Origin of the sequence: Streptococcus oralis subsp. oralis (assembly GCF_002096445.1) — a bacterium.
Lineage (GTDB): Bacteria > Bacillota > Bacilli > Lactobacillales > Streptococcaceae > Streptococcus > Streptococcus oralis_N.
This window is the reverse complement of record NZ_NCUK01000012.1, coordinates 251,893-267,825: the sequence shown is the minus strand read 5'-3', so window position 1 is coordinate 267,825 and position 15,933 is coordinate 251,893. Positions and strand designations below refer to the sequence as shown.

The 15,933-nt window shown below is 43.8% G+C and carries 12 protein-coding genes; 1 reads left to right on the top strand and 11 read right to left on the bottom strand.

Translation table 11 applies throughout. The annotated features are described in order from the left end of the window. Window positions 1-63 precede the first annotated feature (63 nt). Window positions 64-1,434 (bottom strand): MATE family efflux transporter, encoded by a 1,371-nt coding sequence (locus B7721_RS02555; protein ID WP_084877350.1) that lies wholly within the window; start codon window positions 1,432-1,434, stop codon window positions 64-66. A gap of 109 nt (window positions 1,435-1,543) precedes the next feature. Here B7721_RS02555 and B7721_RS02550 point away from each other — a divergent pair, with 109 nt between their 5' ends. After that, window positions 1,544-2,098 (top strand): GNAT family N-acetyltransferase, encoded by a 555-nt coding sequence (locus B7721_RS02550; protein WP_000060285.1) that lies wholly within the window; start codon window positions 1,544-1,546, stop codon window positions 2,096-2,098. Between the two features lie 128 nt (window positions 2,099-2,226). Here the strand turns inward: B7721_RS02550 and B7721_RS02545 are convergent, their stop codons facing one another. The 10 genes from B7721_RS02545 to rpoB form a co-directional block, all read right to left on the bottom strand. Beyond that, the gene (locus B7721_RS02545) at window positions 2,227-2,421 is read right to left on the bottom strand and encodes a PspC domain-containing protein (protein ID WP_000415528.1); all 195 of its coding nucleotides are present in this window, start codon (window positions 2,419-2,421) and stop codon (window positions 2,227-2,229) included. A gap of 169 nt (window positions 2,422-2,590) precedes the next feature. Further along, on the bottom strand, window positions 2,591-3,742 hold the full coding sequence (gene recA, locus B7721_RS02540) for a recombinase RecA (RefSeq protein WP_084877348.1): 1,152 nt from the start codon (window positions 3,740-3,742) through the stop codon (window positions 2,591-2,593). A 54-nt stretch (window positions 3,743-3,796) separates the two neighbouring features. Further along, complete coding sequence (locus B7721_RS02535) at window positions 3,797-5,053, bottom strand: competence/damage-inducible protein A (RefSeq protein WP_084877347.1); 1,257 nt, start codon at window positions 5,051-5,053, stop codon at window positions 3,797-3,799. A gap of 72 nt (window positions 5,054-5,125) precedes the next feature. Then, window positions 5,126-6,166 (bottom strand): glycopolymer--peptidoglycan transferase LytR, encoded by a 1,041-nt coding sequence (gene lytR / locus B7721_RS02530; RefSeq protein WP_000592174.1) that lies wholly within the window; start codon window positions 6,164-6,166, stop codon window positions 5,126-5,128. A 4-nt stretch (window positions 6,167-6,170) separates the two neighbouring features. Next, a complete protein-coding gene (locus tag B7721_RS02525) occupies window positions 6,171-6,692 on the bottom strand; it encodes a GNAT family N-acetyltransferase (protein ID WP_084877345.1) in 522 nt (173 codons plus the stop codon). Beyond that, the gene (gene tsaE, locus B7721_RS02520; protein ID WP_084877344.1) at window positions 6,682-7,125 is read right to left on the bottom strand and encodes a tRNA (adenosine(37)-N6)-threonylcarbamoyltransferase complex ATPase subunit type 1 TsaE; all 444 of its coding nucleotides are present in this window, start codon (window positions 7,123-7,125) and stop codon (window positions 6,682-6,684) included. Before tsaE ends, B7721_RS02525 begins: the two co-directional genes overlap by 11 nt. 83 nt (window positions 7,126-7,208) lie before the next feature. Continuing rightward, the gene (locus tag B7721_RS02515; protein WP_000240908.1) at window positions 7,209-7,832 is read right to left on the bottom strand and encodes a hypothetical protein; all 624 of its coding nucleotides are present in this window, start codon (window positions 7,830-7,832) and stop codon (window positions 7,209-7,211) included. Window positions 7,833-7,966: 134 nt separating this feature from the next. Then, a complete protein-coding gene (ndk, locus tag B7721_RS02510; protein ID WP_049489472.1) occupies window positions 7,967-8,386 on the bottom strand; it encodes a nucleoside-diphosphate kinase in 420 nt (139 codons plus the stop codon). Between the two features lie 111 nt (window positions 8,387-8,497). Continuing rightward, window positions 8,498-12,163: a DNA-directed RNA polymerase subunit beta' gene (gene rpoC, locus B7721_RS02505; protein ID WP_162283470.1), complete on the bottom strand. Its 3,666-nt coding sequence runs from the start codon at window positions 12,161-12,163 to the stop codon at window positions 8,498-8,500. Between the two features lie 32 nt (window positions 12,164-12,195). Then, window positions 12,196-15,807 (bottom strand): DNA-directed RNA polymerase subunit beta, encoded by a 3,612-nt coding sequence (gene rpoB, locus B7721_RS02500; RefSeq protein ID WP_084877342.1) that lies wholly within the window; start codon window positions 15,805-15,807, stop codon window positions 12,196-12,198. Window positions 15,808-15,933 lie beyond the last annotated feature (126 nt).

The window sequence follows — 15,933 nt, the reverse complement described above, 5'->3', positions numbered from 1 at the left end:
TTATTATAACACAAGTTTTTTCGATTTTCACTAGAGGAAATGGATTTTATTCAGCAAATCCAGCTAGGATTGTCCTTTTGTTGCCAAGATTGCCTTTCCTTCTTTTATCAGGGGATGGCGGAAAAGTGAAAAGTACAGTTGGGTAGTCATGGCAACCCAGATAAGGGGTTCGCAGAGAATAACTCCCCTATACCCTGCCCAAGGGATAATCAAAACCACAAAAACGATTTTCCCGATTAGTTCGATAAAACTAGATACCAGAGGAAGGACTTTTTGGCCCAAGCCCTGCAAGCAATTCCGATAAATCAACAAGAGGCTCAAAATCGGATAAAAGACTGAGCTGATTTGCAGGTAGAGACTGCCATTTTCTACTAAGTAGTTATCCATCGAACTGCCCAAGAAGGAAACCAAGGTCGGACTAGCAAAAAAGAGAAAGATACAGACAAAACCTGCCCAGGACATGCTCAGGCGACTGCCAATTCGAAGACCTTGAACAATGCGGTCTGGTCGCTTGGCCCCAAGATTCTGAGAAGCAAAGGTCGTCATGGCAGAAGAAATAGCCGTCATCGGAAGCAGAGCAAAAGCCATAATGCGTCGAGCCGCCGTCTGGGCGCTAATAATCACAGCACCAAAGGTATTAACAGAGGATTGTAAAATCACACTACCGATAGACACAATGGAACTCATCAAACCCATAGCCAAACCTTGCTCCAAGAGATCCGCATACAAGGCCTTATTCCATTTAAAATGCTTGAGTTGAGGGAGCAGTTCTGGAACACTCTTACGGATATAATAAAAGCAGAGAACAGCTGACAAGCCTTGCGAAATGATGGTAGCAAGCCCCGCAGATTGAACTCCCAGATGCAGTTGCGTAATGAAATAGAGATCCAGAACCACATTGACTAAGGCAGAGAAAATCAGAAAGCCAAGAGCTGCTAGACTATCACCAATGGAGCGCAACAAGCCTGCAAAGAGATTATAAGCGAAGCTGACGCCTACACAAGTCACTATCATAGAAATATATTGATAGGATTGAGGAAGGATTTCTGCCGGGGTATCTAAATATTGCAGGAGTGGATACAGACCGACAAAGCCCATCAGCATGACCACAATGCTCAAAAGAGCACCTAAAATCCAAGTTGCTGCTACTGCTTCTTTAATTTTAGTGAAATTACGAGCCCCATAATAGCGGGCAATGACAATCCCCATGCCATTTCCAACACCAAGCGTAAAGCCTATAATCAAGTCAAAAATGGCAGTTGTCGCCCCTACTGCTGCCAAGGAATCTTGACCAAGAAATCGTCCAACAATCAAGACGTCAGCTGTATTATAAAGCTGTTGAAAGATATTAGACAGCAAGATTGGAAAGGCAAAGCTTAACAGCGCAGGAAGAATAGGACCATGTATCAAGTCCACGGATCGTTTCTTATTCATAAAGCTATTATATCAGCTTTCTAAAGGAGCGACAAGGCTCTGTCACTAAGTTTGCAATCAATTGCTTACAGAGAGACAATTTGCTATAATCAAGAAAAGGAGGTCATTTATGAGTTTGACCAGTCAATTAATTACCGATGTATTTCCCGATCTGGATAAGGTTGAGAAGCTAAACAAGGAAGCATTCCCCGAGGAAGAACGAGTTCCTCTGTCAGAGTTTTTACGCTATCAGGACCGAGAAGACGCCCACTTTTTTGCTTTTTATAACCAAGAAGAATTCGTCGGCTTTGCTTTTGCCATCTCCAACCCAAAGGCCTTCTATATCAGCTTTTTTGCCATCATGCCCCACCTGAGAAGCCACGGGTACGGAAAGGAAATTATCGAGAAGCTGACTGAGTTTTACCAGCGAACCATGTTGCTTGAAGTCGAGCGATTAGATGAAGAATGCGATAACTTGGAGCAAAGAAAGTCCCGCATGGATTTCTATCGCCAAAATGGTTTCAGAACAGCCAACGCTTTTCTAGAGTACGAGGGTTTGAGTTTTGAAATTCTCTACCGTGGCGACCATTTTGACGAAGAAGCCTATCGCGATATCTTCCAAAAGTTACAGAATGAACATTATTTTGACTTTCATATAGAGTATCGTCGTTTTAGTGACCATTAAACAGGACTTGTCCATCTGGTGAAGAACATCTCTTTTTCGATAGAAGCTACATATAAAAATGCATGTAACCACGATTACATGCATTTTTTATTTTCAACTGATCAGAATAAACTTTTATTCTCTATGGTTTAAGCTTCTGCATTGCCTTCTGGAAGAAGGAAGTAGAGAACAGCATAAGCTAAGATTCCAGAACCACCAAGTAGGGTGAAGATGATCCAAAGTGCACGAACAAGTGTGTGGTCCATGTTAAAGTAGTCACCGATACCTGCACAAACACCAGCAATCTTTTTGTCTTGTACGTTACGAACAAGGCGTTTTTCCATTATAGTAGTCTCCTTTTTATAGAATGTTTTAATTTTATCATCAAATTAAAAAAATTGCAACAGTTTTTTTAATTTTTTTGATTAAATACTCTTTTATTACGCTTTTGAAGCCTATGGAGACTTAATAATTAAACATAAAAAGCAGAGAAAGACTTCTCCGCTTTTATTTTTAATCTTCAATTTCGATTTCAAGTCCGTCGCCTAGGTCAAGCGTTACTTCTTGGTTAGGTGCTAGATCTTCTGCGCCAGTGGTAGGAGTTGTCCCTTCTTCATCTTCAATCAAGCCATATTGAACACGAACTTGGTGGTCAATGGCATCAAAGATTTCTGGGTGATCCGCCAAGTATTTCTTAGCATTTTCAGATCCTTGCCCGATTTTTTCACCCTTGTAAGAGTACCATGCTCCCGCTTTTTGGATGATATCGAGATCACTTGCAATCTTCAAGAGCTCACCAGTCTTAGAAATCCCTTCTCCGTACATGATTTCAACAAAGGCTTCCTTAAATGGTGGAGCCACCTTGTTTTTCACGACCTTGATCTTGGTTTCCTTACCGACATTGGTATCTTTTTGGTCACCAGTTCCTTTGATTTGTGTGCTTCCACGAACATCCAAACGGACTGAAGCATAAAATTTCAGAGCACGTCCACCTGGAGTTGTTTCTGGGTTTCCAAACATGACTCCAACTTTTTCACGCAATTGGTTGATAAAGATAGCAATTGTTTTGGTCTTATTGATCGAAGCACCAAGTTTACGCATGGCCTGGCTCATCATACGAGCTTGCAAACCAACGTGGCTGTCTCCAATATCCCCATCGATTTCTGCACGAGGCACAAGGGCCGCAACTGAGTCAATAACGACAAGGTCAACTGCACCTGAGTCAATCAATTTCCCTGCAATTTCAAGACCTTGCTCACCTGAGTCTGGTTGTGATAAGAGCAATTCGTCAATGTTCACACCAAGGGCTGCTGCATAGGCTGGATCAAGGGCATGTTCCGCATCGATAAAGGCAGCGATACCGCCTTCTTTTTGTGCTTGCGCAACAGCGTGAAGGGCAACCGTTGTCTTACCAGATGATTCTGGTCCATAGATTTCGATGATACGTCCTTTAGGATAACCACCTGAACCAAGAGCAATGTCCAGAGCCAATGAGCCTGAGCTCATCACTTGAACTTTTTGCTCCGCGCGCTCACCCAAGCGCATGATTGAGCCTTTACCAAAGTCTTTCTCAATCAATTTAAGAGCATCGTTCAATGCTTTTTCACGGTCAGCTCCAAATTTTTTCCCAATTTCATCTAATTTTTTTGTTGGTTTTTTCGCCATTTTGTTCTCCTATATTCTACTGGTCCTTAGACCTATCTTTCATTATACCAAAATTTAGTCACTTAATAAAGCCTTGCGAACTAGGTTAAAGGCATGCATGACCGCAATATGTCGAACATCTGCTCGACTCCGTCCTGCTATATTGGCCTTGATCACCTCTGTCCCTTTTGCATGCGCCAAGCCGATAAAGACGGTTCCAGCTGGATGCCCCTCTAGGCTATCTGGTCCTGCCACACCCGTCAAACTAACTCCGTAGTCAGACTGAGTCTTGAGACGTGCCTGCTCTGCCATTTTTCGAGCGGTAAACTCAGAAACGACCCCGTGTTCTTTCAGCTCTTGCTCGGAAATATCCAGCATCTTGGACTTTTCCTCTAGGCTGTAGGTGACAAATCCTCCATTAAAGATAGCTGACACACCTGAAAAGTCTGCTAAAGTAGCCTGAAATAGGCCTGCCGTTAAGCTCTCTGCTGCAGTAATGCTTTTCTGTCTTTTCTTAAGTTCTTCTACAACGACACTTGCGAGGCTGGTTTCTTCCCCATATCCATAACAGATGTCTCGTAAAGAAATTCCCTCGAAAGTTTGACAATCCAAGATTTGATTTTCTAGGATATCCAGTGCTTGATCAGCCCTTTCTTGACTAACTGCTTTTGTAGACAAACGCAAGGTCACTTCTCCCGTCTTGGCATACGGCGCCAAGGTCGGATCGGTTTGATGGTCAATCAAATCCGCCAAAATGGTCACCAACTGACTCTCCCCAATTCCAAAGAAACGGAGCACTCGTGAGTATAACTTGGTACCAGTCATTAACTTGGGTAAGAGTTGATTTAAGACCATGGGTTTCAATTCACTAGGTGGTCCTGGGAGGACCACGTAGGTCACGCCATCCACTTCTGACACCCCTCCTACTGCTAAACCTGTCTCATTTGGCAGTGGAGTCGCCCCTTCTACAATTTGGGCTTGGCGCTCATTATTCGGTGTCCGAGCATAGTCAGGTCTATGAGCAAAGAAAATATCCAGTTTCTCTTGCGCTTGAGGGTCAAACACTAGATCTTTTCCCAAAAATTTTGCCAGGGTTTGTTTGGTCAAATCATCCTCGGTTGGTCCCAAGCCCCCTGTCAAAATCACAAGATTACTACGTTGACTCGCAATCTCAAGCAAGGACAAAAGACGAGCTTCATTATCTCCAACAGCTGTTTGGAAGTAGACATCTACCCCGATTTCGGCTAGTTTCTCTGATAAAAACTGAGCATTGGTATTGACAATCTGCCCTGTTAAAATTTCTGTTCCAACAGCAATAATTTCTGCTTTCATGTTTCCTCCTACTTATCTATTCGAATTTTTTTGAAAAAATCGCAGGAAATTTCCCACGATTTGATTCTTTTCTTATTCTGCTTCTTCGTTTGAAGCGTTCGTACTGGTTGAAGGTGCTGTCCGACCAAAGGCTGTTTCGTACAGTACCGCATTGGTTTCCAATTCTGTCACTGGCTCTTTACCTAGTGAACGACGCAAGAGATTTTGCATTTCAAGCATATGTTCTGAAGTGACAATCTGATAAGAAATTCCCTGTAGCTCAGCATCTTCCCCACGCAATTGATGCGTTTCGATGTTCTTGAAAGAATCTTGATAGCCAAGCAATTGTGGAATGCTCTTAGCTGATAAGTCTACATTGGTCTGCATGTTATCACTCAAAGCTTTGAGGATGCCTTGATAATGACTCACACTGTTTAGGCTCAAAACCTTCTCAACGATTTTTTGAATGACTTCACGTTGACGTTTTTGACGACCATAGTCTCCCTCTGGGTCTTGGTAACGCATCCGTGAATACACCAGAGCTTCCTCCCCATTCAAGGTTTGTTCTCCAACACCGATAGAAATCTTATTAAACTCCTCTTGGTCAGCAATCGAAATTGGGAAACCGAGTGTATTGTTGACGGTAATTCCACCAACCGCATCCACCAATTGTTGAAGCCCCTGCATGTTAACCATCACATAGCGGTCAATGTGGATATTCATCATCTTTTGAATAGTAGAAATTGCAAGTTCCGCACCACCATTAGCATAGGCCGCATTGAGTTTAGCTTCCTGAACTTGACCGTTTCCAGTCTCAATCTTGGTCAAAATATCCCGTTCCAAACTCATCATAGTGGTTTTCTTTGTTTTGGGATTAACCGTCAAGAGAATCATGGAATCACTATTTCCCGCCCACGGGTCTGTACGTTCCACATTTCCCGTATCTACCCCCATCAAGAGGATGGTCAGAGGCTCCGTCGCTTCGATAACGTTGGTTTCTTCCCCGATTTTTTTGTAAGTCTTTTTACTAAGGGTTTCTGTTCCCTGTTGGTAGATGGTATAGCCATAAACCGCTACACCTAAAACTGTTACTGCTAGGAAACCTAGCACCATTCCAATTAATTTTTTAATCATCTCGTTATTCATTTATCAGCTTGCCCATAAGACAAACATCTAAAAATATCCCTTCTGCTAAATAGGCTCCTCGTTCTTGTAAGCCTTCTGTGATAAATCCCATTTTTGAGTAGAGGTGGATCGCAGCCTCGTTTCGTTTTTGTACACTGAGTTGCAAACGGCGCAGGACGCCACTGGCTTTCGCCCACTCAATGCCTTCTTCTAGAAGTATAGTCGCCAAGCCTTGGTTCCAGAATTTCCTGCGAACTGCTAGAAAAACATCACCGATATGTCGAACTCTTAAATGTTGGTCCGCTGTGATATTTAAGACTCCTGCAATCTCATCATTCAGTAAGGCGAGGAGAGTAATTTGATTCTCTGATGCAGCTTGTTTTTCGATAAAAAGAGCCATTTCAGAAGCTGTCATCATGATACCATTTTCATCCAAACTGGTAAAATCTGTCTCTTGACCGACACAATCTAAAAATTCAATCAAGGCTGTAGCATCTGACGTATCTGCCTCACGAATACACAACTCATACTCCATCTTGAAGCTCCCTGATGAGTTGTTCAGCCCGAGAGCCATGAGCCGTAAAATGAAGACAACGACCCTCAGCTTCTTTCAAAATTTCCAACTCCAAGTAAGAATCTGGTAAATCTTCACCCAAAAGATGCCCCCACTCAATAACAGTCACACCACCTCCAAAGAGAAACTCATCCAAGTCAATAGAATCAGCATCACCTTCGATACGGTAGACATCCAAGTGGTAAAGTGGCAAACGCCCTTCGTACTCTCTAACAATGGTATAGGTTGGACTTTTAATCATCTGACGGATATCCAAGCCCTTAGCAAGGCCTTTTGTAAAGGTTGTTTTACCCGCTCCCAACTCTCCAGTCAAGATCAGAACATCGTCTTTTTGAAGCAAATGACCTAATCTTTCTCCGAGAGCTAGAAGCTCTTCTTCATTTTTTGTGTGCATGCTACTATTATACCAAAAAGTTTTCTTTTGTGTGAATTTTCTTTATGGACTTACTATAACAATTTTGAAAGATTCTCCTCCACTTAAAAGAATACAACTATTGAAAAAACAAACAGGATATCCCGAATCAGGTGCCCATAAAAGGAGATTTCCCTTTGGATACATTTGGGAAAAAGGAAACGTGCGCATAGAAAACCAACACTGATATAAAAGAAAATCGAGGAAATCACTAAGGGATTCCTCAAGAAAACCATCGTAGCTAGAACGGAAATGACGACTGTTTTCTTTTTATTTAGGTGATTTTCTATATCGCGAAAAATTTTATCAAAAGGTAAGAAAATCAATAGATCTACTCCTAGCAAGAAAAAGAAGGAGGGTAAAAAGAGGTCAACCAGTTCCTGCTGCAATTTGCTAGTGGTTTGGATGCTTTCTGAGAGAACCAGACAGGTTGCCAGAAGATTGACTACTAAAAGGAGGCAATAAACAAGGCTCACTTTCTTTTGAACATGTAAAATACTATGTCTAGACTGGTCTGCTGTATGGAAATAATTTATCCCAGCGCACAAAACAGAAATTCCTACTATCAAAATCAAAAAGTAAGCATTGGTCTGTTTTAAAGATAAAAAGGATTCTTTCCATAATAGGCAACTACTAAAACTAATCTGGATGACTGCAATCAGTAACAATAGGCGAATTGATTTTACCATTTCTTTTCCCTCCCTATATGGGATTATACCTTGTGAGGAGTTTGAAATGATTGTTTCCGCCTCAAGTGTTCTTTTTTTGTGCTCAACTGACCAAAAAACAGCTCTGTTGTGCACAGAACTGTTCTTTTACCAGTCTAATCCTTAAACCAGAGAGCAATTTCTCGTTTGGCAGAAGCTTCCGAATCGGAGCCGTGAACTACATTTTGAATGGCTTGATTGTCTCCTGCAGCCTTGGCAAAATCTCCTCGGATAGTTCCTGGCAGAGCTTCTTCTGGACGAGTAGCCCCCATCATGGTCCGCCAAGTTTCAATCACTTTCGGACCTGATAGAATGCCCACCACTACTGGTCCTGAGGTCATAAACTGACGAATAGGAGGATAAAAACTTTTTTCAACCAAGTCTTGATAGTGCTGGTCAATCAAATCTTCTGAAACTGCTGAACGCAACTCTAATTTTTCGATTTTGAAACCACGCTCCTCAATTCTTTTCAGAACCTGACCAACCAGCCCTCTTTTCACACCATCTGGCTTAATGATAAAGAATGTTTGTTCCATACGGACACCTCCTTGGCATTTTAGTTCTTCTATTCTACCATACTTTATGAAAAAGTGGGAAAATTTTTCTGAAATAAAACAAAGAGAACCCAAAGGTTCTCTTGTTTGCTTTTATTCTACTGTTTCTTCAACTTGGATTTCCACAACTTCCTCTACAGGAGCAAGCTCTGCCTCTTCTTGTTCTGGAGCCAGATATTCTGCTTCATTGATAGCTTGTGGTTCAAGGTTACGGTAGCGAGCCATACCAGTACCAGCTGGGATGATCTTACCAATGATAACATTTTCCTTGAGTCCAAGGAGATGGTCTTTCTTACCACGGATGGCCGCATCTGTAAGGACACGAGTTGTTTCCTGGAAGGAAGCCGCTGACAAGAAACTATTTGTTTCAAGTGAGGCTTTGGTGATTCCCATAAGAACTGGGCGACCAGTCGCTGGAACTCCACCTGCGATAAGAACATCCTTGTTAGCATCTGTAAAGTCGTTGATGTCCATGAGAGTACCCATAAGAAGGTCTGTGTCACCTGGATCCATGACACGAACTTTACGGATCATTTGACGAACCATTACCTCGATGTGTTTGTCACCGATTTCTACCCCTTGGCTACGGTAAACTTTTTGTACTTCACCGAGAAGGTAAGTTTCAACTGACAAGACATCACGAACAGCAAGGAGACGTTTTGGTTGGATAGAACCTTCTGTCAATGCCGCACCGCGAGAGACTTGGTCTCCAACTTCGACACGCATACGGGCTGTAAATGGTACCACGTATTCGCCTTCTCCAGTTTCACCCTTAACGAAGACTTTCTTGGTACGAGTTGACGCGTCTTCTTCGATAGCTGTAACTTGTCCTTTGACCTCTGTGATGACCGCTTCCCCTTTAGGATTGCGGGATTCAAAGATTTCTTGGACACGAGGAAGACCCTGAGTGATATCGGTATTTGAGGCAACCCCACCCGTGTGGAAGGTGCGCATTGTAAGCTGTGTACCAGGTTCCCCGATAGATTGGGCAGCGATTGTACCAACTGCTTCACCAACTTCAACCGCATCACCAGTCGCCAAGTTGATACCGTAACAGTGACGGCAGACACCATGACGAGTGTTACATGTAAATACAGAACGGATAGTAACTTCTTCCACACCAGCATTGACAATTTCACGCGCCTTGTCTTCTGTAATCAATTCATTTGGACCGATGATCACTGCACCAGTTTCTGGATGTTTAACAGTTTTCTTAGTATAACGACCATTGAGACGTTCTTCGAGAGACTCGATCATCTCTTTTCCTTCTGCGATAGAACGGATCAAGAGACCACGGTCTGTTCCACAGTCGTCCTCACGGATGATAACGTCTTGGGCAACGTCAACCAAACGACGAGTCAAATAACCGGAGTCGGCTGTCTTAAGGGCCGTATCGGTCATACCTTTACGGGCACCGTGAGTTGAGAAGAACATTTCGAGTACTGACAAACCTTCGCGGAAGTTTGAGAGGATTGGCAATTCCATGATACGTCCATTCGGAGCGGCCATCAGACCACGCATACCGGCAAGCTGTGAGAAGTTTGAGATGTTACCACGGGCTCCAGAGTCCATCATCATAACGATTGGGTTCTTAGGATCTTGGTTGGCAACCAAACGTTTCTCCAATTTTTCACGAGCTGCACGCCATTCAGCTGTAACAGCGTTGTAGCGCTCGTCGTCTGTGATCATACCACGACGGAATTGTTTGGTGATTTGTTCTACACGTTTGTGTGATTCTTCGATGATTTCAGCCTTGTCTTCAACAACTGGGATATCGGCAATACCCACTGTCAAACCTGCAAGAGTTGAGTGGTGGTAACCGAGGTTCTTCATGCGGTCAAGTAGGGCAGAAGTTTCTGTCGTACGGAAACGTTTGAAGATTTCAGCGATGATATTCCCAAGATTTTTCTTCTTGAATGGAGGGTTGAGTTCAAGATTGCTGATTGCTTCCTTGATATCTCCACCTAGTGGCAAGAAGTACTTAGCTGGAACACCTTCTGTTAAGTTAGCATTTGTTGGTTCTTGCAAGTAAGGCAGACCCTCTGGCATGATGTCATTGAAGAGGATTTTACCAACTGTTGTCAGCAAGACCTTGTGTTTTTGTTCTTCAGTCCAAGGTTTGTTGAGACTATCTGTCGCGATACCAACACGTGAATGGAGGTGAACATAACCATTGCGGTAAGCCATAACCGCTTCGTCACGGTCTTTGAAGACCATTCCTTCCCCTTCACGACCAGCTTCTTCCATGGTCAAGTAGTAGTTACCCAAAACCATGTCCTGAGATGGAGTAACAACTGGTTTACCATCTTTCGGGTTCAAGATATGCTCAGCAGCCAACATCAAGATACGAGCTTCTGCTTGAGCTTCTTCTGAAAGCGGTACGTGGATGGCCATTTGGTCCCCGTCAAAGTCGGCATTGTAGGCTTCACAGACAAGCGGGTGCAAGCGAAGGGCCTTACCATCAATCAAGACTGGCTCGAAGGCTTGGATACCCAAACGGTGAAGGGTCGGTGCGCGGTTGAGAAGCACTGGGTGTTCTTTGATTACTTCTTCAAGGATATCCCAGATGCGTTCGTCTCCACGTTCCACCAAGCGTTTAGCTGCCTTAACGTTTTGCACGATGTCACGGGCAACGATTTCACGCATGACGAATGGTTTAAAGAGCTCAATTGCCATTTCACGTGGCACACCACATTGGTACATCTTAAGAGTTGGACCAACGGCGATAACGGAACGTCCTGAGAAGTCAACACGTTTACCGAGCAAGTTTTGACGGAAGCGTCCTTGTTTCCCTTTAAGCATGTGGCTCAATGATTTCAGTGGACGGCTACCTGGTCCTGTAATCGGACGACCACGACGGCCATTATCAATCAAAGCGTCAACCGCTTCTTGAAGCATACGCTTCTCATTTTGAACGATGATACCTGGTGCGTTCAACTCAAGCAAACGAGCCAAACGGTTGTTACGGTTGATAACACGGCGGTAAAGGTCGTTCAAGTCAGATGAGGCAAAACGGCCACCATCCAACTGCAACATTGGACGAAGGTCTGGTGGAATAACTGGAAGGATATTGAGAATCATCCATTCAGGTTTGTTTCCAGACTTGTAAAAGGCATCCAAAACATCCAAACGGCGGATGGCTTTGACACGTTTTTGTCCAGTAGCTGTTTTCAACTCTTCTTTGAGTTCAGCAATTTCTTTTTCGAGATCTACTTGTTTCAAAAGGTCTTGGATGGCTTCGGCACCCATCTTGGCAACGAATGATCCATAACCATACTCACGCAAGCGCTCACGGTATTCGCGCTCTGTCATGATAGACTTGTGCTCAAGTGGTGTATCCTTCGGATCAATCACCACATAAGCCGCAAAGTAGATAACTTCCTCGAGGGCACGAGGGCTCATATCAAGGGTCAAGCCCATACGGCTTGGAATCCCCTTGAAATACCAGATGTGAGATACAGGAGCTTTCAACTCGATGTGCCCCATACGCTCACGACGAACTTTCGTACGCGTTACTTCAACCCCACAGCGGTCACAAACAATCCCTCTGTAACGAATGCGTTTGTACTTCCCACAAGCACATTCCCAGTCCTTTGTAGGACCAAAGATGACTTCGTCAAAGAGTCCTTCACGTTCTGGTTTCAACGTACGGTAATTGATTGTTTCAGGTTTTTTGACTTCTCCATAAGACCATGAACGGACTTTGCTTGGAGAAGCTAGGGTGATTTGCATACTTTTAAAACGATTTACATCAACCACTATTTCTTCCCTTTCTATTCTAAGTGAACTGCTTATTCTTGTTCAGCAGCTTCTTCTGTCGCTTCCGCTTTTGTTGCTTTCTCAGCTTCTTCTGCTTCAAAGGCTGCTTTAGCCTCTTGGGCTGCTTTTTCGCGGGCTTTTTCAAGGTCATCTACGTGGATGACATCTTCGTCCATTCCTTCATCCAAGTCGCGAAGTTCCACTTCTTGGTCATCTTCGTCAAGAACACGCATTTCAAGACCAAGAGATTGCAATTCTTTGACAAGAACTCGGAAGGATTCTGGAACACCTGGTTTTGGAATTGGTTTTCCTTTTGTAATAGCTTCATAGGCTTTCAAACGTCCGTTGATATCGTCAGACTTGTAAGTCAAGATTTCTTGAAGGACATTTGACGCACCGTAGGCTTCAAGAGCCCAAACTTCCATCTCACCGAAACGTTGTCCACCAAACTGAGCTTTACCTCCGAGTGGTTGTTGGGTAACGGTTGAGTATGGTCCGACTGAACGCGCGTGCAATTTATCATCAACCATGTGGTGGAGTTTGATCATGTACATGACACCAACTGATACACGGTTGTCAAACGGCTCACCTGTACGTCCGTCGTATAGGATTGTCTTAGCATCGCTGTCCATACCTGCTTCTTTAACAGTGTCCCAAAGGTCTTCAGAACTTGCTCCGTCAAAGACTGGTGTTGCGATGTGGATACCAAGAGTACGGGCTGCCATACCAAGGTGGAGTTCCATAACCTGACCGATATTCATACGTGATGGCACCCCAAGTGGGTTCAACATGATGTCGACTGGAGTTCCATCTGGAAGGTAAGGCATGTCTTCTACAGGAACGATACGAGAGACAACCCCTTTGTTTCCGTGACGTCCGGCCATCTTATCTCCGACCTTGATCTTACGTTTTTGAGCGATGTAGACGCGAACCAGCATATTCACACCAGATTGCAACTCATCACCATTTGCACGTGTAAAGATCTTGACATCACGAACGACACCATCGGCACCGTGAGGTACACGAAGAGAAGTGTCACGGACTTCACGAGACTTATCGCCAAAGATAGCGTGCAAGAGACGTTCTTCAGCTGAAAGGTCTTTCTCACCCTTAGGTGTGACTTTACCTACAAGGATATCTCCTTCTTTAACCTCAGCACCGATACGGATAATACCCATTTCGTCAAGGTCTTTAAGGGCATCTTCACCAACGTTTGGAATTTCACGAGTAATTTCTTCAGGCCCAAGCTTTGTATCGCGCGTTTCTGATTCATACTCTTCGAGGTGGACAGATGTGTAGACATCGTCTTTGACCAAGCGTTCGCTCATGATAACGGCATCCTCGAAGTTGTAACCTTCCCATGTCATGTAGGCAACGATTGGGTTTTGTCCAAGCGCCATTTCCCCTTTTTCCATAGAAGGTCCGTCAGCGATAAAGTCGCCTTTTTCAACGACATCGCCAACTTTAACAAGCGTGCGTTGGTTGTAAGCAGTACCTGAGTTTGAACGACGGAATTTTTGGATGTGGTAAACATCTAACGAACCATCTTCACGGCGTACTTCTACCTTGTCAGCATCTGCGTATGTAACTTTACCATCATACTGAGCAATAACAGCCGCTCCAGAATCATGAGCTGCTTGGTATTCCATACCAGTACCAACGTAAGGTGCTTTTGGATCAATCAAAGGCACAGCCTGACGTTGCATGTTGGCACCCATGAGGGCACGGTTGGAGTCATCGTTTTCCAAGAAAGGAATACATGCAGTCGCAACGGCAACTACTTGTTTTGGTGACACGTCCATGTAGTCAACCACTTCTGCTGGATATTCTTGGTTGACCCCTTGGTGACGTCCCATGACAACTTTCTCAGCAAAAGTACCGTCTTCGTTGAGGCGAGAGTTAGCCTGCGCTACAGTAAATTCATCTTCTTCATCGGCTGTCAACCAAACGATTTCGTTTGTGACTACACCTGTTTCACGGTCAACCTTACGGTATGGTGTTTGAACAAATCCATACTTATTCAAGTGTCCGTAAGATGACAAGTTATTGATCAAACCGATGTTAGGTCCTTCAGGTGTCTCGATTGGACACATACGACCATAGTGAGTGTAGTGCACGTCACGTACTTCATATCCGGCACGGTCACGTGTCAAACCACCAGGTCCTAAGGCTGACAAACGGCGTTTGTGAGACAACTCAGAAAGTGGGTTGTGTTGGTCCATGAACTGTGACAACTGTGATGAACCAAAGAATTCTTTAACCGCAGCTGTTACAGGACGGATATTGATGATTTGTTGTGGTGTTAAAACTTCATTGTCCTGAACAGACATACGTTCACGGACATTACGTTCCATACGAGAAAGTCCAAGACGTACTTGGTTAGCAAGCAATTCACCAACCGCACGAATACGACGGTTTCCAAGGTGGTCGATATCATCCACACGTCCGATACCTTCAGCCAAGTTGAGGAAGTAGCTCATCTCTGCAAGGATATCCGCAGGAGTTACAACACGAACCTTGTCGTCTGGATTGGCATTTCCGATGATGGTTACAACACGGTCTGGGTCTGTTGGGGCAACAACCTTGAATTTTTGAAGCACAACTGGTTCTGTCAGAACAGCTGCATCGTTTGGAATATAAACAATCTTGTTCAAGTCGCCATCCAAGTGACTCTCGATACTTTCAATCACGCTACGAGTCATAACGGTACCAGCTTCTACCAAGATTTCACCAGTTTCAGGGTCTACCAATGGCTCCGCAATGGTTTGGTTGAGCAAGCGTGTTTTAACGTTGAGTTTTTTATTAATCTTGTAACGACCAACGGCTGCTAAGTCATAGCGACGTGGGTCGAAGAAACGTGCCACAAGCAAGCTACGTGAGCTTTCAGCAGTCTTAGGCTCACCTGGACGAAGGCGTTCGTAGATTTCTTTCAAGGCTTCGTCTGTACGAGAGTCCATTGGATTCTTGTGGATATCTTTTTCAACGGTGTTGCGAACCAATTCGCTATCACCAAAGATATCAAAGATTTCATCATCACCTGAGAAACCAAGCGCACGAACCAAGGTCGTAAATGGAATCTTACGAGTACGGTCGATACGAGTGTAGGCAATGTCTTTTGAGTCGCTTTCCAGTTCCAACCAAGCTCCACGGTTAGGGATAACAGTTGAGCCGTAGCCTACTTTACCGTTCTTGTCTACTTTATCATTAAAGTAAACACCTGGTGAGCGGACCAACTGAGAAACGATAATACGTTCACCACCGTTGATGATGAAAGTACCCATTTCGGTCATGATTGGGAAATCTCCAAAGAAGACTTCTTGGGTCTTGATTTCGCCTGTTTCTTTATTGATCAAGCGGAAGGTTACAAAAATTGGTGCTGAGTAGCTAGCATCGTGGATACGTGCTTCTTCGAGCGTGTATTTTGGTTCCTTGATTTCATATCCAACAAATTCCAACTCCATAGTTTCTGTGAAGTTTGAAATTGGCAATACATCTTCAAATACTTCCTTAAGACCGTGATCTAGGAAATCTTTGAATGAATCCGTTTGAATTTCAATCAAATTTGGTAAGTCAAGAACTTCTTTGATTCTTGAAAAACTACGACGGGTACGATGTTTCCCGTATTGAACGTCATGTCCTGCCAAGATGATTCTCCTTTGTAAATAAATTCCAAGCCTTGTCAATCAGGCTTTTCTAATCGTCATATGGTTTTAAAAACCCCTATCACCGTGTCCCTTTGACGAATTTTCAGAATCTTTAAATCTTTGTTA

Bases quoted from the DNA above. Each gene is read 5' to 3' on its own strand.
- B7721_RS02555 (WP_084877350.1), bottom strand. From the start codon at position 1,434: ATGAATAAGAAACGATCCGTGGACTTGATACATGGTCCTATTCTTCCT.
- B7721_RS02550 (WP_000060285.1), top strand. From the start codon at position 1,544: ATGAGTTTGACCAGTCAATTAATTACCGATGTATTTCCCGATCTGGAT.
- B7721_RS02545 (WP_000415528.1), bottom strand. From the start codon at position 2,421: ATGGAAAAACGCCTTGTTCGTAACGTACAAGACAAAAAGATTGCTGGT.
- recA (WP_084877348.1), bottom strand. From the start codon at position 3,742: ATGGCGAAAAAACCAACAAAAAAATTAGATGAAATTGGGAAAAAATTT.
- B7721_RS02535 (WP_084877347.1), bottom strand. From the start codon at position 5,053: ATGAAAGCAGAAATTATTGCTGTTGGAACAGAAATTTTAACAGGGCAG.
- lytR (WP_000592174.1), bottom strand. From the start codon at position 6,166: ATGATTAAAAAATTAATTGGAATGGTGCTAGGTTTCCTAGCAGTAACA.
- B7721_RS02525 (WP_084877345.1), bottom strand. From the start codon at position 6,692: ATGGAGTATGAGTTGTGTATTCGTGAGGCAGATACGTCAGATGCTACA.
- tsaE (WP_084877344.1), bottom strand. From the start codon at position 7,125: ATGCACACAAAAAATGAAGAAGAGCTTCTAGCTCTCGGAGAAAGATTA.
- B7721_RS02515 (WP_000240908.1), bottom strand. From the start codon at position 7,832: ATGGTAAAATCAATTCGCCTATTGTTACTGATTGCAGTCATCCAGATT.
- ndk (WP_049489472.1), bottom strand. From the start codon at position 8,386: ATGGAACAAACATTCTTTATCATTAAGCCAGATGGTGTGAAAAGAGGG.